The sequence below is a fragment of the Kitasatospora sp. NPDC051914 genome (assembly GCF_040680995.1).
In the GTDB taxonomy this organism is placed as follows: Bacteria; Actinomycetota; Actinomycetes; order Streptomycetales; family Streptomycetaceae; genus Kitasatospora.
The window spans coordinates 1-18,357 of the sequence record NZ_JBFAXX010000082.1; the positions used below are offsets into that span (position 1 = coordinate 1).

General features: G+C 71.2%; 18 protein-coding genes and 2 pseudogenes. 13 read left to right on the forward strand and 7 right to left on the reverse strand.

Translation table 11 applies throughout. From position 1 onward, the window contains the following. Positions 1–35: 35 nt before the first annotated feature. Complete coding sequence (locus tag AB0M03_RS35020; protein WP_363499508.1) at positions 36–635, reverse strand: transposase; 600 nt, start codon at positions 633–635, stop codon at positions 36–38. Then, complete coding sequence (locus tag AB0M03_RS35025; RefSeq protein WP_363499510.1) at positions 632–1,126, reverse strand: winged helix-turn-helix domain-containing protein; 495 nt, start codon at positions 1,124–1,126, stop codon at positions 632–634. Before AB0M03_RS35025 ends, AB0M03_RS35020 begins: the two co-directional genes overlap by 4 nt. 186 nt (positions 1,127–1,312) lie before the next feature. On the opposite strand from AB0M03_RS35025, the gene AB0M03_RS35030 reads away from it, so the two are divergent. Then, on the forward strand, positions 1,313–1,741 hold the full coding sequence (locus AB0M03_RS35030) for a hypothetical protein (RefSeq protein WP_363499512.1): 429 nt from the start codon (positions 1,313–1,315) through the stop codon (positions 1,739–1,741). A gap of 568 nt (positions 1,742–2,309) precedes the next feature. Here the strand turns inward: AB0M03_RS35030 and AB0M03_RS35035 are convergent. Further along, positions 2,310–2,918 carry a HEAT repeat domain-containing protein gene (locus tag AB0M03_RS35035; RefSeq protein ID WP_363499514.1) on the reverse strand — a complete coding sequence of 203 codons (609 nt, stop codon included), beginning with the start codon at positions 2,916–2,918 and terminating at the stop codon, positions 2,310–2,312. A 21-nt stretch (positions 2,919–2,939) separates the two neighbouring features. On the opposite strand from AB0M03_RS35035, the gene AB0M03_RS35040 reads away from it, so the two are divergent. From AB0M03_RS35040 to AB0M03_RS35075, 8 genes and pseudogenes are all read left to right on the forward strand, one after another. Further along, a complete protein-coding gene (locus AB0M03_RS35040; protein ID WP_363499516.1) occupies positions 2,940–3,149 on the forward strand; it encodes a hypothetical protein in 210 nt (69 codons plus the stop codon). Positions 3,150–3,274: 125 nt separating this feature from the next. Next, positions 3,275–4,294: a LacI family DNA-binding transcriptional regulator gene (locus AB0M03_RS35045; RefSeq protein WP_363499518.1), complete on the forward strand. Its 1,020-nt coding sequence runs from the start codon at positions 3,275–3,277 to the stop codon at positions 4,292–4,294. A 96-nt stretch (positions 4,295–4,390) separates the two neighbouring features. Continuing rightward, the gene (locus AB0M03_RS35050) at positions 4,391–5,683 is read left to right on the forward strand and encodes an extracellular solute-binding protein (protein WP_363499520.1); all 1,293 of its coding nucleotides are present in this window, start codon (positions 4,391–4,393) and stop codon (positions 5,681–5,683) included. Between the two features lie 64 nt (positions 5,684–5,747). Next, positions 5,748–6,713, forward strand: a complete 966-nt coding sequence (locus AB0M03_RS35055) for a sugar ABC transporter permease (RefSeq protein ID WP_363499522.1) — start codon at positions 5,748–5,750, stop codon at positions 6,711–6,713. Between the two features lie 3 nt (positions 6,714–6,716). Continuing rightward, positions 6,717–7,652, forward strand: a complete 936-nt coding sequence (locus tag AB0M03_RS35060) for a carbohydrate ABC transporter permease (RefSeq protein ID WP_363499524.1) — start codon at positions 6,717–6,719, stop codon at positions 7,650–7,652. A 28-nt stretch (positions 7,653–7,680) separates the two neighbouring features. Beyond that, positions 7,681–8,658, forward strand: coding sequence for a glycosyl hydrolase family 32 (locus AB0M03_RS35065; RefSeq protein WP_363499526.1), 978 nt, complete (start codon positions 7,681–7,683; stop codon positions 8,656–8,658). Between the two features lie 198 nt (positions 8,659–8,856). After that, on the forward strand, positions 8,857–11,007 hold the full coding sequence (locus AB0M03_RS35070; protein WP_363499558.1) for a glycoside hydrolase family 32 protein: 2,151 nt from the start codon (positions 8,857–8,859) through the stop codon (positions 11,005–11,007). Continuing rightward, a pseudogene (locus AB0M03_RS35075) lies at positions 10,988–11,976 on the forward strand (transposase); the annotation flags it as partial. The gene AB0M03_RS35070 and the pseudogene AB0M03_RS35075, both read left to right, overlap by 20 nt. 584 nt (positions 11,977–12,560) lie before the next feature. Here the strand turns inward: AB0M03_RS35075 and AB0M03_RS35080 are convergent. Continuing rightward, positions 12,561–12,983 carry a hypothetical protein gene (locus AB0M03_RS35080; RefSeq protein WP_363499528.1) on the reverse strand — a complete coding sequence of 141 codons (423 nt, stop codon included), beginning with the start codon at positions 12,981–12,983 and terminating at the stop codon, positions 12,561–12,563. Between the two features lie 199 nt (positions 12,984–13,182). Between AB0M03_RS35080 and AB0M03_RS35085 the strand changes: the two genes are divergently transcribed. Beyond that, entirely contained in the window at positions 13,183–13,947 is a 765-nt protein-coding gene (locus AB0M03_RS35085; protein WP_363499530.1) for a hypothetical protein, read from the forward strand. Positions 13,948–14,631: 684 nt separating this feature from the next. Here the strand turns inward: AB0M03_RS35085 and AB0M03_RS35090 are convergent. Continuing rightward, on the reverse strand, positions 14,632–14,832 hold the full coding sequence (locus tag AB0M03_RS35090) for a hypothetical protein (protein WP_363499532.1): 201 nt from the start codon (positions 14,830–14,832) through the stop codon (positions 14,632–14,634). Between the two features lie 445 nt (positions 14,833–15,277). Between AB0M03_RS35090 and AB0M03_RS35095 the strand changes: the two genes are divergently transcribed. Continuing rightward, complete coding sequence (locus tag AB0M03_RS35095) at positions 15,278–15,850, forward strand: helix-turn-helix transcriptional regulator (protein ID WP_363499534.1); 573 nt, start codon at positions 15,278–15,280, stop codon at positions 15,848–15,850. On the opposite strand, the gene AB0M03_RS35100 is transcribed toward AB0M03_RS35095, so the two are convergent. Further along, the gene (locus AB0M03_RS35100; protein WP_363499536.1) at positions 15,830–16,264 is read right to left on the reverse strand and encodes a MarR family transcriptional regulator; all 435 of its coding nucleotides are present in this window, start codon (positions 16,262–16,264) and stop codon (positions 15,830–15,832) included. The two genes, AB0M03_RS35095 and AB0M03_RS35100, sit on opposite strands and share 21 nt — an antisense overlap. A gap of 108 nt (positions 16,265–16,372) precedes the next feature. Here AB0M03_RS35100 and AB0M03_RS35105 point away from each other — a divergent pair, with 108 nt between their 5' ends. Then, positions 16,373–17,287: an alpha/beta hydrolase gene (locus AB0M03_RS35105; RefSeq protein WP_363499538.1), complete on the forward strand. Its 915-nt coding sequence runs from the start codon at positions 16,373–16,375 to the stop codon at positions 17,285–17,287. An 8-nt stretch (positions 17,288–17,295) separates the two neighbouring features. Next, a complete protein-coding gene (locus tag AB0M03_RS35110) occupies positions 17,296–17,682 on the forward strand; it encodes a PPOX class F420-dependent oxidoreductase (protein ID WP_363499540.1) in 387 nt (128 codons plus the stop codon). A gap of 90 nt (positions 17,683–17,772) precedes the next feature. On the opposite strand, the pseudogene AB0M03_RS35115 reads toward AB0M03_RS35110, so the two are convergent. Continuing rightward, positions 17,773–18,042, reverse strand: a pseudogene (locus AB0M03_RS35115) (Tn3 family transposase); the annotation flags it as partial. Positions 18,043–18,357 lie beyond the last annotated feature (315 nt).

The following is an 18,357-nucleotide window of genomic DNA, read 5'->3' on the forward strand; positions in this document are numbered from 1 at the left end:
ACCCCCGACGAGACCATCACGACAGCCCTTACCGCCTAGCCTGAAACCGGATCACCGAGTGGCCGTCGATACACCACTCCGGCGGACGTGACCCCATCGAGTAGACCGGGGCGGTATTGCATCCGTTTGAGCCGGGTGCGGACGAGGGCCGCGAGTTGGTCGAGTGTGTGGGCGGCCAGGTTGCCCAGGGACTTCTTCAGGTGGGCCCACACGCCCTCGACCGGGTTCAGGTCCGGTGCGTACGGCGGCAGGTAGAAGACGGTCAGCCAGCTGCTGCGGGCGGCCAGCAGTTCGCGCATCGCCGTATCCGTGTGCTGGGTGGAGTTGTCCCACACCAGTACGATGTTCCCACCGAGTTGGTGGTGGGCGTCGTCGAGCAGGGCGGCGAAGTCCGGTTCGGTGAAGCCCTTCTTCTCGCCCTTGCGGCCGTGGTGGGCCAGCAACCGGTAGATCACGCGGGTGCGCTCTCCCGGACGGCAGCACACCAGCCCCACCAGGCACACACGCCCCGATCCCCTGCCGCAGACCCGCACCACCGGCGGATGGCCCCGCTTCGACCAGGTACGTGCCTTGGGCGGCCACAGCGACTGCCCGCACTCGTCGGCGAAACACAGCCAGGCATTCTGGTCCCTCACCGTCGTTCCACGCGCGGCCAGGTCTCCTTCACCCAGGTCGCCACCGCCCGCTCGTCGCGCTCGGCAGCCCGATGCGCCGGGACCTGCACCGTCCAGCCCATCTGGTGCAGGATCTGCCACATCTGCGCCTGGCTGAAGCGGACATGGAACCGCCGGGCGACCAGCACCACGATCCTGGCCAGGGTCCACCGCTGGTCCTCCACCCAGCCGTGCGCGGCCGGCCCCTGCTCCAGCGCCTCCTCCAGCCACGCCCGCCACTCGGGCTTCATCCGCGAGGTCCGGCCACTGGGCCCCTTGGACGCCAGCGCCCCGACGCCGCCCTCACGCCACCGCGCCTGCCACGCGTAGGCCGACTTGCGAGACACCCGCAACTGCTGGGCCACCTGCGGCGGGCGCATCCCCTGCTCGAACATCTCGGCAGCCTCCAGGCGCACCCGCTCCCGCCGGGCCCGCTCCCGCGCGGTCAGACCACCACCATCCGGGTACCGCATACCACCGGCCTACACCCCGCCACCCCACCTGTCACCTCGAAAGCAAAAGATCAGTTGCGCGCCGGGTGTCGTCAGGCCGCGTTGCGGGCCCGCCGGCGCCGCGACGCGGACCGTGCCCAGGGTCTGGCGGCCCGCGTCGATCCTGCCTCCGCCGCCACCCGGGCCGCTGTCCTGGTGCGCCGCGGCATGTCCGCCCAGGACATCGCGGATGCCGCCGGGATCTCCGTCACCCTGGTGCGCCGCCTGCTGCGCCCGCCGGGGAGGCGTCCGGTCCGGATCGCCCGCAGCACCGCGGAGGCGGTCCTCGGCATCCCGCTGCCCCGACGCGGCCAACCTCCCGGCTACGGCCGCGGCCTGACCGGCGCAGGCCCGGCGGCCGAGGCCCTGGCTCAGCTCGCGGCCCGCGGCTGGCCCGCCACCTACCTTGCCGCCTGCCTGGACACCAGCACCGCCACCGTCGCCGCCATTCGAGGCGGCTCCCGCCGCCGCATCTCGATCATCCTCGATCAGTGCATCCACCACCTGCAGCGGCACCTGGCCGGCACCACGCCCACCGCCCAGGGCATCCGGGCCTCGGACGCGGCCCGCACTCGCGCCTGGGCGCTGCGCCGGTAGACACCCGCTCCCCGAGACAGGGCGGGGTGCGCCGTGCAGGGCCGGTCCGGCGTCCGGGACTTCGGCCCGGCCGACCCGCTGTGTTGCCCCGTCCAAGGCCGGGATGGGGGCGGGCAGCAGCCCCTCGCCCACCCGGTCCGCGCGCAGCCGGTCGAAGCCGACCAGATGGTCCTCGCCGGTCAGCTGCACCGCGGCGAGAGCCAGCGCGAACTCCCCGCCCGACAGGCCCCGATCACGCTCCTTGAGCGGACCGATCCCCGCATCCAGGGCCGCCGTGATGCCCAGCGCCCGGTCCAGCTCGGCCACCAGCAGCAGGCCGCCGTTCTCGGTCAGCGACACGTCCACCTCGCCCACCCGGGCGTTCACCCGGGTCCAGCGCCGACCAGGCGTGCGGGAAGCGGTACGGCGACGCGATATCGTCTTCACTCGACAGGTGCACTTTCACGTTTGAGCTGGTCACGGTGTAGGAATCCCGATCTTCTCAAAACGAAAGCGCACCTGTCGTCGTATCAGCTACCAGCCGCCCGCCACTGCCTGCGGATTCGGGTCAGAGGTCGGACTCGTCGATCTAGCAGACGGCCGCGACGACGTCGGGGGAGTCAGGGGCTTCCGCGGCGATCAGCAGGGCGTAGTCGCGGCAGTCCGCGACGGTCTGCGCCCAGGGGAGACGGCGGTCGACCTCCCAGCTCAGGCCGGGACCGGACACCCAGGACCGGCGGCGGCCGTCCGGACCGACGCGCCAGAACGTCAGGTAGAGGACCGCCTGGTGGTGCGCGGCCAACTCCTCGACGACCTCGGCGAGGTGGGCGGTCCGCCACTCGGGGTCGGGGGCTGCCGGGTCGAGGGACAGCTCGGTGGCGCGGGGCGGCAGGACCGGCACCCTGGCCCCGAGGTCGGTGAGGGCCCAGCGCAGGCGCTCCCCCTCGGAGTACGACGGGTCCTCGCCTCGGCGGCGGAAGGCCTCGTGCGCCGCGAGGAGGGCGGGGACGGCGCGCTGGACGGGCAGCCTGGCCAGGGCCTCCGCCGACCACTCGCGGACGACCGCGTTGTCGCTCTCCAGCAGTGCGATCAGGACATCGGCGGGGCGCGGGTCGTCGAAGGCGTTGAAGACCTCGATGGCGCAGAGCTGGCCGAACGAGCCTAGGTGTGGCGTTTCCGCGATCACCGCGTCCAGCACGCCGCGGAGGAACCGGAGCGGGTGCTCGCCGTGCTCGCGGACGGGCGGACGGGTGCGGCGGAGCTTGACGGGGCGGCCGTGCTGTTCGGGATCCTGGACTGGACGAAGGCGAACGGCCGGGAGCTGCCCGAGCCGGTGCGCTCGCGGCTGTTCGGGCGCATCCAGGCGCACAGTACCGGTCCGATGCGGTTCCGGCTGGAGCGCGGGAGTTACGGGGTGGCGTCGGGCTGAGGTTGCAGTGAGGTCACGCCGCAGGTGATGTCTTGACCCCCGTAACCGGGGGGTTGCATACTCGCTTCGCGATGGTTAATCGTTTAAATCGGGGAGGAGGGCGGACCGCGGTGGCTCGGGTGCGGATGGCGGATGTCGCGGCTGCCGCCGGCGTGTCGACGGCCACGGTGTCGATGGTGCTGAGCGGGGCCGGCAGCGACCGGATCTCGCCGCAGACGCAGGAGCGGGTGCGCGCGGCGGCCGAGGCGGTCGGGTACAAGCTGGACTCGGTGGCGCGCAGTCTGCGCACCCAGAAGACCCGGATGATCGGGCTGATCTCGGACAACGTGGCGACCACGCCGTTCGCCGGGCGGATGCTGGCCGGGGCGAACGACGTGGCGCGGGAGCACGGCTACCTGGTGGTGCTGGTGAACACCGACGGCTACCAGGAGCAGGAGCGGCAGGCGGTCGACGCGCTGAGCGGCCAGCGGGTCGAGGCGATGGTGTACGCCCGGATGTGGCACCGGGTGGTCACCCCGCCGGCCGGCCTCCCGGCGGACACGGTGTTCCTGGACTGCCGTCCGGCGGACGGCGGTTGGCCCGCCGTGGTGCCGGACGACCGGGAGGGCGGGGCGGCCGCGACCCGGGAGCTGGTGGCGGCCGGGCACCGGCGGATCGCGTACGTGGACGCGCCGGTGGACGACGAGGTGGTGGCCTCCGGGCTGCGCTACGCGGGCTACCGGCAGGTGCTGGCGGAGGCGGGGATCGCCTTCGACGCGGCGCTGCACGTGCGCGGGGTGACCGACGCGTGGGGCGGCCGGGTGGCGGCCGAGGTGCTGCTGGACCTGCCCGCCGAGCGCCGGCCGACCGCGATCTTCTGCTTCAACGACCGCATGGCGATGGGCGCGTACACGGTGGCGCACCGGCGCGGGCTGGTCGTGCCGGACGACCTGTCGATCGTCGGCTACGACGACCAGCAGCTGATCGCCGCGGAGCTGGACCCGCCGCTGACCACGGTGGCGCTGCCCCACTACGAGATGGGCCGCTGGGCGATGGAGGTCGCCCTCGGCGTGCGGGAGGCCGATCGGACCGACCCGCTCCTCATGGACTGCCCGATGATCCTTCGGGCCTCCGTGGGGCCGCCGCCGACCCCGGTCGGCACCTGAGACCGGCGGCGGACTCACGGTATTTCAGATGGCAGTTGGCGCTGCCATTCAGGTTCGGAGGCGACTTGGCGGTCGGCTCCGAGAAAGGGACCACCTGTGCGCAATCCCCTCGCAATCGTAGCAGCGGCGGGTCTTCTCGCCACGGCCGCGCTGTCCGGCTGTGCCAAGGCGAGCCATGGCGGCGACGCCTCCGGCGACGGGCCGACCGAGATCACCATGTGGACGCACTCCGCGGGCAACCCCGGGGAGCTGGCCGTCTACAAGAAGATCATCGGCGACTTCAACGCCTCGCAGGGCAAGTACAAGATCGTCCAGCAGAACTTCCCGCAGGGCTCGTACAACGACGCCATCACCGCGGCCGCCGCCGCCCGCAACCTGCCCTGTCTGCTGGACATGGACGGCCCGATCATGCCCAACTGGGCGTGGGCCGGCTACCTGCAGCCGCTGGAGCTGCCGAAGACGCTGACCGACTCGCTGCTGCCCACGGCCGTCGGCACGTACAAGGGCACGGTGTACTCGGCGGGCTACTGGGACGCCGCGCTGTCGATCTTCGCGCGGAAGTCGGTGCTGGAGAAGAACGGCATCCGGATCCCCACCGTGGACAAGCCGTGGACGGTCGAGGAGTTCGAGGCCGCCGCCGGCAAGCTGAAGCAGAGCGGATACGCCACCCCGCTGGACCTCGGCGCCGCTGACAAGGGCGAGTGGTGGAGCTACGCGTACTCGCCGATGCTGCAGAGCAGCGGCGGCGACGAGATCGACCGCAGCACCATGAAGACCGCCGAGGGCGCGCTGAACGGGCCGGACGCGCAGAAGTTCTTCGGCTGGTTCCAGAAGGCCTTCAAGAACGGCTGGGCCAACTCCAACGGCCCGGTCGGCAACCAGAACTTCATCGACGACAAGGTGGCGCTCAGCTACACCGGAGTGTGGAACGCCCAGGACGCGCTGGAGAAGGTCGGTTCCGACCTGCTGATCCTGCCGCCGGTCGACTTCGGCAAGGGCGCGAAGATCGGCGGCGGGTCCTGGCAGTGGGGCATCTCGGCGGGCTGCACCGGCGCCAAGGCCGAAGGCGCCCGGGAGTACCTGAAGTTCAGCTTCCAGGACAAGTACCTCACCGACTTCGCCGACAGCCAGGTGGTCATCCCCGCGACGGCGGGCGCGGCGGCCGCGTCGAAGTACTTCAGCGAGCAGGGCTCGCTGCACCAGTTCGCGGTGCTCTCGCAGAAGTTCGCGCTGGCCCGCCCGGCCACGCCCGGCTACCCGGTGATCTCCACCTCGTTCGAGAAGGCCGCCAAGGACATCATGAACGGCGCCGACGTCAAGGCGACGCTGGACGCTGCCGTGAAGGCGATCGACAGCGACATCAAGTCGAACAACGGCTACGGCAACTGACGCGGCGGCAAGCGGGACGGGGCGGCGGTACGTGTGCCGCCCCGCCTCCGGAAAGGCGTGACCCATGACGGCGACCTTCCGCCTCGAAACCCCGGCCGAGCCCAGTGGTCCGGTCGATCAACTCCCGAAGCCGACGGTCAGGAAGCGCGCCGCGGCCCGGCGCGGCGAGGCCCGCGCAGGCCTGGCGATGGCCACCCCGGCGATCGTGCTGCTGCTGGCGTTCCTGATCGTGCCGGTGCTGCTCGGCTTCGCGCTCTCCTTCACCAACGCGCGGCTGATCTCCCCGGAACCGCTGCGCTTCGTCGGCTTCGACAACTTCGTCCGCGCGTTCACCTTCGACCCGACGTTCTTCAGATCGGCGATCAACACCTTCGCCTTCGCGGCGGTGGTGGTGCCGGTGCAGGCCGGGTTCGGCCTGTTCCTGGCGCTGCTGGTGAACCAGAAGATCCGCGGCGTCACCGCGTTCCGGGTGATCTTCTTCATCCCGGTGGTGACCTCGATCGTCGTGGTCTCGATCCTGTGGAAGTTCATGTACCAGCCGGACGGCCTGGTGAACTCCTTCATCGACTCCATCACCTTCGGCGCCTGGCAGGGCACCGCGTGGCTGAACAACCCCAGCACCGCGCTGTTCGCCATCATCGTGCTGTCGATCTGGCAGGCCGTCGGCTTCCACATGCTGATCTGGCTGTCCGGCCTGCAGACCATCCCGGAGGAGCTGTACGAGGCGGCCCGGATGGACGGCGCCGGCACCTGGCGCCAGTTCAAGGACGTCACCTGGCCGTGCCTGCGTCCGACCAGGATCTTCGTCCTGATCACCATCACCATCGCCGCGCTCGGCCTGTTCGTGCAGATCGACGTGATGACCCAGGGCGGCCCGGTCGACTCCACCACCACCCTGGTCTACCACGCGGTGCTCACCGGCTACCGCCAGCAGCAGATCGGGTACGGCTCCGCGCTGTCGCTGATCTTCTTCGTGATCGTGCTCGTCATTGCGCTGATCCAGCGCCACCTCACCCGCGACAAGGACTGACCCATGGCCCAGACCGTACGCGCGCCCCGGGCGCGCACCGAGGCCCGCACCGAGGTGAGCGAGCGGACGCTGTGCCGGCGGCGCCGGACCTGGTCGTACCTGGTGCTGGTCGGGCTGGCGGTGTTCTTCCTCTTCCCGCTGGTGTTCATGTTCGTCTCCAGCCTGAAGCCGGACGGGCAGCTGCTCTCCGACATCGGCGGCTGGCGGGCCTTCCTGCCGGTCGGCGACATCAGCCTGGACAACTACGGCGCCGTCTTCGACCGCGTCCCGGTCGGCCGGTTCCTGCTGAACTCGCTGCTGGTCACCGCCGCGGTGGTGGTGCTCGGCCTGGTGGTCAACTCGATGGCCGGGTTCGCGCTCTCGCGGCTGCGCTGGCGCGGACGGGGGCTGGTGCTCAGCGTCGTCATCGCCACGCTGATCGTCCCGTTCGAGACCATCGCCGTGCCGCTGGTGTACTGGGCCGCGCACCTGCCGATCCTGTTCTTCCAGGACGGCACCCTGGTCTGGGACGTCGGCTGGCTCAACGGCTACCAGGTGCAGATCATCCCGTTCGTGGCGAACGCCTTCTCCATCTTCCTGTTCAGCCAGTACTTCTCCACCATCCCCACCTCGCTGGACGAGGCCGCCCGGATCGACGGCGCCGGCTGGTTCACCATCTACCGCAAGATCGTCGTGCCGCTCTCCGGCCCGGCCTTCGCCACGGTGGCGATCCTGACCTTCCTGCCCGCCTGGAACCAGTACCTGTGGCCCACCATGGTGGTCCAGGACGAGCAGCTGCGGCCCGTGATGGTCGGCATGCAGTACTTCTTCCAGGACAACCCCGCCTGGGGCGAGGTCATGGCGTACACGTCGATGATCACGCTGCCGGTGCTGGTGGTCTTCCTCGCCTTCCAGCGCGCCTTCGTCAGCAGTGTCGCCGCCAGCGGCGTCAAGGGCTGACCCACACTTCTTCGAAAGGCCCCTCCGTATGTTCACGCTGCCCGAATCCTGGGTCTGGGACTTCTGGTTCGCCGACGACGGCGAGCAGTACCACCTGTTCTTCCTGTACGCCTCGCGCGCCCTGCACGACCCCGAGGCCCGGCACTACCGCGCCTCCATCGGCCACGCCGTCTCCACCGACCTGCGGAACTGGACCCGGGTGCCGGACGCCCTGGTCCGGGCCGACGCCCCCGCCTTCGACGACCTCGCCACCTGGACCGGCTCGGTGGTCCGCCACCCCGACGGCACCTGGTTCCTCTTCTACACCGGCTCCACCCGGGCCGCCGACGGCAAGAACGTCCAGCGGATCGGCTACGCCACCTCCGACGACCTGATGACCTGGCACAAGGCCGGCGCCAACCCGGTGCTCAGCGCCGACGGCCGCTGGTACGAGACGCTGGCGACGGGGGAGTGGCACGACGAGGCCTTCCGCGACCCCTGGGTGTTCGCCGACCCCGGCGGCGACGGCTGGCACATGCTGATCACCGCGCGGGCCACCGAGGGCCCGGCGTTCGAGCGCGGCGTGGTCGGCCACGCGGTCTCCGCCGACCTGCGGGAGTGGGAGCTGCGTCCGCCGCTGTCGGTCGCTTCCGCCAACGGCTTCGGGCAGTTGGAGGTGACCCAGACGGAGGTGGTGGACGGCCGGCCGGTGCTGATCTTCTCCTGCCTCGCCGAGCACACCTCCGAGCGTCGGCGCGCGACCGGAACGCGCGGCGGGATCTGGGCGGCCCCGGCGGAGAGCCTGCTCGGCCCGTTCGACATCGACGCCGCGGTGCAGGTCACGGACGACCGGTACTACAGCGGGAAGCTGCTTCGGCGGCGCGAGGACGGGCGGTGGGTGCTGATGGGCTTCCACCACACCGGCGCCGACGGTTCGTTCGAAGGCGGGGTCAGCGACCCGATGCCGGTGAGCTGGGACGGCCGGACGATGACGGTCGAGCCGACCGCCGTGCCCGCGCTCGTCTGACCTGACCAGACCTGATCTGCCTGAGCAACCCCCGTAAATCCCCCACCTCCGTCCTCGGCCTCGGCCTGGCGCTTACTGCGCTGGCCGTGGCCGCCCCAGGCCCGGTGGCCCCCACGGCCGCACACGCCGCCGACGCCTACCGGGGCCGGCTACCACTTCACCGTCCCCGACCACTGGAAGAACGACCCGCAGCGGCCGATCTGGGTCAATGGACAGTTCCAGTACTGCTACCTCTACAATGCCGACTACGGGCAGTCGATCGGCACCGCCTGGCGTCTGGCCACCAGCACCCACGGCGTGGCGTTCCACGACCAGGGCGTGGCCGCGCCGAAGAAGACCAACGCCAACTACGACCTCTGGTCCGGCTCGGTGGTGGTCGACAGCGCGAACACCGCCGGTTTCGGAGCGGGCGCGATCGTGGCGCTGGTGACCCAGATGGACCACCCGACGCCCGAGCAGATCGCCGACGCCTCCGGCCCGCAGGCGCAGTTCCTCTGGTACTCCACCGACGGCGGCCGCAACTTCCGCCCGTACGGCGACACCCCGGTGCTGGCCAACGGCGGCCGGAAGGACTTCCGCGACCCCAAGCTGGTCTGGGACAGCCCCCACAACCGCTGGGTGGCGCTGCTCGCCCAGGGCGACCGGATCGGCTTCTGGACCTCCCCCGACCTGAAGAGCTGGACCTTCGCCTCCGAGTACGTCAACGGCTCGTACGGCACCCTGGAGTGCCCCGACCTGTACCAGCTCCGGGCGGATGACGGCACCCTGCACTGGGTGCTGGGCGCCAGCGCCAACGGGTACCTGACCGGCGACCCCAACACGTACGCGTACTGGACGGGGAGCTTCGACGGCACGTCCTTCACGCCGGACGCGGCGGTGCCGCAGTGGCTCGACCGCGGGCTGGACTGGTATGGCGGCGTCACCTGGGAGGACCCGGCGGCGCCGCTGGACCGCCGGTACGCGATCGGGTGGATGAACAACTGGTCCTACCCGTACAACACGCCGACCTGGGCCGCCGACGGCTTCAACGGCACCGACTCGATCACCCGTCAGGTGACGCTCAGGCACTACCCGGACGGCTACGCGCTGGCCTCCCGGCCGGTGCCCGCGCTCGACCAGCACGCGACCCGGGTGCTCGACCTGGGATCCTTCCAGGTCGACGGGAAGCTGGCGCTGCCGTACCACGGCACGGCGTACCAGCTGGAGGCCGACGTCAGCTGGAGCGCGCTGGACAACCTGGGCGTGCAGCTGCGGGTCTCCGCCGACGGCACCCGGCACGCCGACGCCGGGATCTACCGGGACGTCAGCTACCTCAACCGCCGGGAGACCGGCAACCCCGACCCGTCCGGCTGGCGCGAGGAGAGCCACGCGCCGTACGACCGGACGAAGGCCCAGGCGCACCTGCGGATCCTGGTCGACCGGACGACGGTCGAGTACTTCGTCGACGAGGGCCGCTACCCGCACTCCAGTGAGGTGTTCGCCGACCCGGCGGACGACGGGACCAACCTGTTCACCAGCGGCGGCGCGGCGACCTTCGCCAACGTGAAGGTCACCGAGTTCGAGAACCTGGCGCAGCGTCCCGCCGAGCTGCTCGCCGACTTCGAGGGCTCGACGTACGGCGCCGGGTGGAGTGCCACCGGGAGCTTCGCCGGCACCGCGCCGACGGTGGCGCAGCCGGCCGGGTCGGTCGGCAGGGCGGTGCTCGACACCTTCGTCGGCGGGGGTCACGCTGGACGGGCAGGGCAAGGCCGCGTACGAGTTCGCGATCGGCTGGAGTCTGCGGCGGCCGGCGGCGCTTCCCGCCGCGCCGAACGTCCATCTGGGGTCGATCGCCTCGGTGATGGAGCCGGGCGGTGCGGTCGCGCGCGGTCTCGTCCGGGAGTTGCGGGTGGCCGGGGCGCGGGTGTCGTACGACCCGAACGTGCGGCCCGCGCTGTTCGGCGAGCGGGCGGCGGGGTTGGCGGCGGTCGAGGCGGCTCCCGCCGCCGCATCTCGATCACCCTCGACCAGCGCATCCACCACCTGCAGCGGCACCTGGCCGACACCACCCCACCGCCCAGGGCATCCGGGCCTCCGACGCCGCCCGCACCCGCGCCTGGGCGCTGCGCCGGTAGACACCCGGCTCCCCGACACAGGGCGGGGTGCGCCATGCAGGGCCGGTCCGGCGTCCGGGACTTCGGCCCGGCCGACCTGCTGTGCTGCTCCGTCCGAGGCAGGGCCGGGGGCGGGCGGCCGCAGGGCCTGGGACACGCGGGAGATGACGAGCTCTCCACGAGGCCCCGGCGGTGCCGCGCCCACCACCCGTACCGCCGCGCCCCTCCCCGCGTCCGCCGCGGCACGCTACCGTGACTGCCGGTCCGTCGCGCGCAAGAAGTCGGACCACTTGGACGCGCTGGTGCTGGCGAACATTCTCCGCACCGACGCCGACACCCACCGGCAGCTGCCCGCCGACAGCGAGCTCGTCCAGGCCGTCGCCGTGCTCGCTCGCGCCCAGCAGAACGCGGTCTGGGACCGCACCCAGGCCGGCAACAAGCTGACCTCGCGCCTGCGTCAGTACTTCCCCGGCTTCCTGGCCGCCGTCTGCCACCGACGCGAAGGGATCTTCCACCCGATCGCCCGCGTACTCCTGGCCGCGGCACCGACTCCGCAGCAGGCTGCCAAGCTCACCCGCACCCAACTGCGGGCCTACTGAAGAAGGCCGGCCGCAAGAACACGATCGACGCCGAGGCCGAGCGGCTCCACACTGCGCTCCGCACACCCCAGATGCGTCAACTCTCCTTGGTGGAGCAGGCCATGGGCAGGCAGGCCCTCGCGCTCTTGCGTCAACTGGACGCCGCCTGCACCAGCGCCGACGACCTCGCCGAAGCCACCGTCGAGGCGTTCGAGGAACACCCCGACACTGAGATCATCACCAGCTTCCCCGGACTCGGCCCCCTCAGCGGCGCCCGCGTCCTGGCCGAGATCGGCGACGACCGCTCCCGCTTCGCCGACGCCGGAGGCATGAAGGCTTACGCAGGCGCGGCCCCCGTCACCAGGGCCTCCGGCAAGAGTACGGTGGTCATGGCCCGCAGGGTCAAAAACCAGCGGCTGGCCTGGGCCGGCTACATGTGGGCCTTCTCGGCGATGGCCCACTCAACCGGAGCCAGAGCTCACTACGACCGCCGCCACGAAGCCGGCGACCGGCACACCGCCGCCCAGCGCAACCTCTTCAGCCGCATGATCGGCTGCCTCCACCACTGCCTCACCCGGCGCACGCACTTCAACGAGGACATCGCCTTCCCCGCGCCACGAGAAGTCCACCTGTCCCTTGCAGCTTGACGACTCTTCCGCATCGGATGTCTTTTTCGCCGCGTCGTAGCCGCGGGAGTCGCGACCAACGGCCGGTGCCGCCCGGAGGGATCCGGGCGGCATCACCCTCGCGCACCGGACCCTCCCGCACTCCCGCATCACCGGGCGCGTCCGGGGACGGCCGGGCATCTGGCCCGCCGCATCGGCACGGGGCCCGAAGACCTGCGGGTGGAGAGGCCGTCCGGTCCGGTCCGTGGATGGCCGACCGCGGCGCCGACCGGCGCTGGACCGCTTCGTCGCCCTGCACCACCACGCGGGCTGCGACTGCACCGCACGTCATCGCTCCCCGTGCTGGCCACGGGGGCGATGGCGTCTTCGGACCGAGGACAGCAGCCAGATCGGGGCGGCCCGCCGCTCGGTCCCAGCAGCCGCGCCTCCTCGGCCGGCACGCCCGTGCCAGCTGGCAGCTCACAGGCCTGAAGGGCTCAGCCCACTTCGGCAGCCCGCTCCGGTAGTCCCGGTAGGCGGTACGGGCCGCCCTCCAGTTCGGCAACGTCTACACCCAGACCGGCGGCCGCCCCACGGGCTGGCCCGCCGGCACCGGGCGGGCGCGCCTACAGGGGGGTGAGCTTGCTGCCCCACACGTACTCCGCGCCCCGGCTGGTGTCGTCGAAGGCCACCTGGGCCGTGCCGTAGGCCGGGTTGTCCGGGTTCAGCTCACTGGTCACGTGGTAGAGGCTCGGGCCCGCATAGGACAGGCAGTCCTTCCACCCGTACCAGCCCGCCGCCAGCGTGATGTTCCGCCAGATGCCCGTGCTCTCGCCGGACTCCAGGGTCAGGACGTACCAGTAGTACGGGCCGGAGGCCAGGTAGATCCGCCGCTCGATGCAGGATTTCGCGTCCGGCGTCGGCGACTTGGCGATGTACTGACTGCGCGTGTTGGTAGCGGTCGCGCCCGCCGCCGACGCCGGCGACGATCCGATCGCCACCAGGAGCGCGGCGCACGCCACCGCGGCCGCCTGCTTCAAAGCCCTCATGTTCCCTCCCGAGACTCCGGCCGCGAGGCATCCACGCCCCGCGGACTGCGGACAGCCCTGGATATGATCATGATTGCCGGTCAGAGAGCAAGCCAGAGCCTGTGCAGGGGCCGATTGGCCGGTCAGGCCAGCCCGGACAGCTCGGACGCACCGCCAGTCGGCCACCGAGCGCGCTGCGCCGGTACAGGACCTGCTGGCCATGGCGGGCACGGGTCACCAATCCGGTGGCGTGCAGCGCAGCGCGGCCCGCTTCCTGCAGAACCTCGAGGAATCCCGCCGGGGCGGGATCGACGCGCGCGGCACCCAGGCCCTGGAGCTGCTCGAGCGCAGCGTCGATGCCGCCACCCAGCGCATGCGGCGCATGGCTCACGCCCTGCGCTACGAGATGCTCGCCGACCGCCGGCGCGAGCCCGCCGCTGCTGCGCAGGCCGCTGCCGGTGAATCGCCGCGCGTCGAATCAAGCGACCCTGTCGGCGGCGACACCCCGACCGCCCCGACTCTTGTTTACCCGCGCGTCGAAACTCCGGCGGCGCCGGTGCGGCGCCGGCCGCTGCACCACCGCCCCGCCGCTGGCGTGCCACCGCAGATTGACCCGGACACCATGGCGCCGGGCACGGCCGCCGACCCGGGGGCCGACGGGGCGCCGCTGCGCCTGGCGCTCGCCGCGGAGCGCACGTCACTGTCACCGTTCGGCCGGGGCCTGGGTGATCCGACCGGCACGTGGAGCGCCGCGGATGCGACCTTGCTCGTCGATGGCTGGGAGAGTGACCCGTCCGTGTTCCAGGTCCGCCGGCCCGGCGGCGGGCCGGCCGTTGGCTGGGCCGCGATGGTCGGTGACCACTGGGGGACGTTTATCGACGGCCGCCTGGTCATCGACGCCGCGGACGGCGAGCCCTGGCTGTCCCAGGACGTGCTGGATGCGGTCACGCTGCTGCGGGTGGCGCTCGACCAGGGCCTCGCCTGAGCCGGCCCGGTCGGCACCGCGGAAATGGAGAAGCTCCCCGGCGGGCAATGACATGAGCCGGGGAGCCGACCGTGATCCTCCCGCATTCCGTCAGGCGGCCTGCCGCAGGGGACGGCTCCCCGGGTCGCTGACAGCGTGCGGTGGCTGGGTCGGGGTAGCGTTCCGGTGCCCGACTCGGGGTCGTCCTGAGCGGCCGTCAAGGTATGGAAAAAGCCTGGGATAGGGCAGCGGGCGGTCCCGTGTTTCCCCGGGTGCTGCCCCGGGGGCTTCTATGCACGAGTCCCGGTGTTTTCGCAGTTCAGCGGCCGCTATCAAGGTTCACCGGCTTGCCGACAACCCTCTCCCTCTCCTCTTGGTCCTCTGCTGGCTGGTGTGGTGGTTGGTGGTGTGGCTGGGTGATGGCGGCTGGTGGGCGGTCGGGCGGGGAAGGTCGGGCTCGGGTTCGCCTCCCGGTCCCGCGGTGCCCTCCCTGCCGCTCCCGGGCCGCTGGGCCCCTGCCCTCTCGCGGCCGGGCGGCCGCGCGCCTCCCGCGGGTCGGCGTCGCTGCGGCGGGGCGGCAGCAGGCTGGTAGAAGCGGCGGCTGGGCCATATTCCGGCGGGCACTGTCGGCCCGTCCGTATGACGCCGCGCCGGCCCCTGGGATCAGCGCGCCGTGGGGCCGTATGTGTCGGGCTCGGTGTCAGATCAATTTTCTTTCCTCCTGAACGAGAGTGCGAAGGCAGCCGCTGCGGCGGTCGTCCAGGCGGAGAAGAGGACAAGTTTCACGAGATGCCAGCTTGAGGGTTCGTAGATCTCGTCCAGCAGGAACCAGATCGGGACGGCGGTGTAGAAAACGAGCGCCGTCCGCGAGGGCACCCTGCGAAGAGCACTCTTCTTATCGTTCATGCCTTCCGTTCCAGATGACTCTCGCCTTGCCCTGCTGAGCTTCCACGCGCGTTGTTGAGATGGCCCCAGCCCTCGTGGATTCCCGTTCAGATTGCCACGGCCACCGTAGTAGCCGTTGGCGTGCCAGCGGCCGCCACTCTCGCACACCACCTTGTCCCAGCCGATCCCTGCCCGCCGACCGGCCCCGGTCGTCGCGTTCGCAGCGGTGGGAGCCGCGATGGCGACCGGGAAGAGGCGGCGGCCGGTGGCGTTGCCGCAGGGGCCTGTGGGCCGTGGAGGGCCCCCTTTCCGGAGTGGCTGCGGTTCGCTTTTTCATGTTGGGGTGCCTGCTGATCTTGTGGAAGCGGGGGAGGGGCTGTTCCCGGCAGATGGCCGTGCTGGTGCCGGCCGGGGCGGGAGGATCGCGGCCACGGGCCCGGGAAGTTGGTGCAGATGTGGGGACGGCATGGCGGGAGAGGACGGCGCCCGGCGCTACGGGCTGGCGATGAGCGCGGCCTTCAAGGCGTGTGCCGCGGCAACGGGCGTCACACAAAAGCAGCTCGCTGCCGAGAACCACTCCTCCGAGGCCAGGGCGTCCCGCTACCTCAACGGGCTGCGTATCGCCCCGGCGGACGTCTTGGACAGCTTCTTCCGCTTCCTCGAGGACCACGGCTGCGGCCTCGGCGAGCGTGCCCGCGAGGACCTGCTCACCTGCGCCGCGAGGCCCTGCGCACCAGCACCGGATTTCACCAACCGGGCCGGTTGCGAATTTCGGCGTCGACTGGGCGCCGCCCTGCCCGTTCGGCCGGGCTGCCTCGGCCGGTTCGAGCGCCTCTGCGGCGGGCTGCGACCGTGGTGTGGCTCCTGGGCCGGGCTGTCTGATGACCTCGTCGGACCCGGCCCGGGAGCCGCGCGCCCAGGCAATGGCGAATCGGACGCGCCGGGATCATGCCATCTCCCACCCGCCGCCGGCCAACCCGGCCGAAGCGGCGACCACAGTGCAGCGCGCCTACCTGAATCACTCGTGCATGTGGGCTGACGCGGGCGAGGCGAGCATCGCTTTGAGGATGCGTTGCAGCTCGACGCGGTCGTGGGGGGTGACCCTCGCCAGCCTGCGGTCGTACTCCGCCGCCAGGGCTGCAAGTGCTCGATCGCGTGCTTGCGTGCCCTCGGCGGTCAGTACGAGCCGGTGACGCCGCAGGTCCGCCTCGTCGATCTCGCGGCGGATGTAGCCCTTGGTGACGAGGTTGCGGACGTAGACCGTCACGCTCGCCTTGGGCAGCAGTAGCGCGGTCGCGATCTCGGCCGGGTACGGCGATGCCTCCACCTCGGCCAGGACGAAGAACTCCTTCGTCTCCAACCCGAGCTCGGCCAGCTCCTCAGTGCAGGCATCCATCACGACTGCCAGCAGCCGCTGGTTCAGCGTCCACAGCTGCGCCCCGTCGACCGACATGCGGCCCCTCCGCCCATGTAGTACAGTTTCGTATTAGTTCCAAGTCGTACAAGATGCCGTCTTGTACTGGACTCCTGTGGAACAACCATCTCACGAAGGAAGCCAGGCATGATCCAGCACCTCCCGATCCCGCGCGGTCCCATCAACCTCGCCGCCAACCTCCACCTGCCCGACAACGCCGACAGCAGCGCACCGCTGCCCGCCGTCGTGCTCGCCACCCCGGGCAGCAGCGTCAAGGAGCAGATCGGCGCCACCTACGCCGCCCGTCTCGCCGCCCGCGGCATCGCGGCGCTCGTCCTCGACCCCGCCCATCAGGGCCAGAGCGAGGGCGAGCCCCGCGACCTCGAAGACCCCTACCGCCGAGGTGAGGACATCTCCTACGCCATCGACGCGCTCACCACGACCCCCGGCATCGACCCGCAGCGCATCGGCGTCCTCGGCATCTGCGCCGGTGGCGGCTATGGCGTGCACACCGCCCGCACGGACCACCGCATCAAGGCGGTCGGCACGGTCGTCCCCGTCAACATCGGCGCCGCGTTCCGTAGCTTCTACCCCGGCGGTCCGGCCGCAGCACTCGACGCCCTCGCCAACGCACGGACCGAAGAGGCCCGCTCCGGCGAGATGACCCGCGTGAACTGGCTGCCCGACACCCTTGAGGACGCCGCGGCAGCGGGCCTGACCGACATCGACACCACTCAGGCCGTCACCTACTACCGCACCGAGCGCGGCGGCAACGAACACTCCACGAACCGGCGCCTCCTGCGCAGCGACTCCCTCCTGCTGGGCTACGACGCCTTTCACCTGGCCGATCAGCTCATGACCCAGCCACTGCAGGTCGTTCTCGCCGGACGTATCGGCAACACCGGTTCCTACGACATGGGCATGCAGCTGTGGAAGCTGGCCCCCAACCCCGTCGACCTCATGGTGATCGACGGCGCCGGCCACTACGAGATGTACGACGAACCCGCATACGTCGACGCCGCCGTCGAACGACTTGCCAGCTTCTACGCGAACAACCTGTGAGTGCGGGCATGGACGACACCTCACTGGACCGGCTCGGTGCGGGCAAGTATCTGCTGGTCACCAGCTACCGCAGGAACGGCGCCCCGGTCGCCACCCCCGTCTGGGTGGTGCGTGACGGCGACGCGCTCGGCGTCTGGACGGCCGCGGACTCCTGGAAGGTCAAGCGGATCCGGGCCCGCGCCGATGTCCTCGTCGGCCCCTGCGATCTGCGCGGCAATTCGACGGGCGACCAGGTTCCCGCCACCGCCGAGATCTGCGACGCCGCCACCACGGCCCGCTATCGGCAGCTCATCGCCCGCAAGTACGGCATCATCGGCCGCCTCAACCTCCTCGGCAGCCGACTGCGCCGAGGTGAGGCCGGAACGCTCGGCATCCGGGTGACGCCGACGCCGTGACGCGCATGCGGAGCACGGCGAGTGCATGCTGGTCACTGTCGAGCGCCGAGTGGACCTCGGCCGCCGTCCGGTTCTCGCGGACCGCTGCGACTACCCGTCCTCGCCGTCCTCCTCCCCATCGGCCCCATCGGCCTCCGCCGGGTCGCGCAGGGGCCGCAGCGCTCCGCCGGCCGGGCCAGAGCCGCGGAAGCTGGAGCGGCCCAGGACATTCAGGTCGGCGTGCTTGAGTGGGGAGAGCCGGGCGACGTCCTCGTCCAGGACGTCGTGCTCGCGCTGGTCGGCGGGCAGGGCCCGCAGCTACTCGACGGCGGCATCCAGGTAGCGGGTGGTCCACAGCACCGCGGCGTTCAGCAGATGACCTCGCCGACCCGGCCCCGGAGCCAAGCGCCCATGCCGTGACGAATCGGGCGCGCAGGGATCATGACAGGTCCCACCCGCCACCGGCCAACCCGCCCGGTAGACCTCCTGACAGAAACCGCCGTCAAGGGCCGTCTGCCGGGCCCGGCGTGGGTACGCTGCCCCCGCAGGCCTCGCCAGCGGTGTGCCCGTCCCGCTGCAGCGCCTCGGAGGCCCTCACAGGGGGCCATGGTTCCCCTCCATCTCCCCGACCACCTCCCCCTCCATCTCCCCGACCACCAGCTATCGCCGGATCGGGCGCATTTATGCAGGTCACGG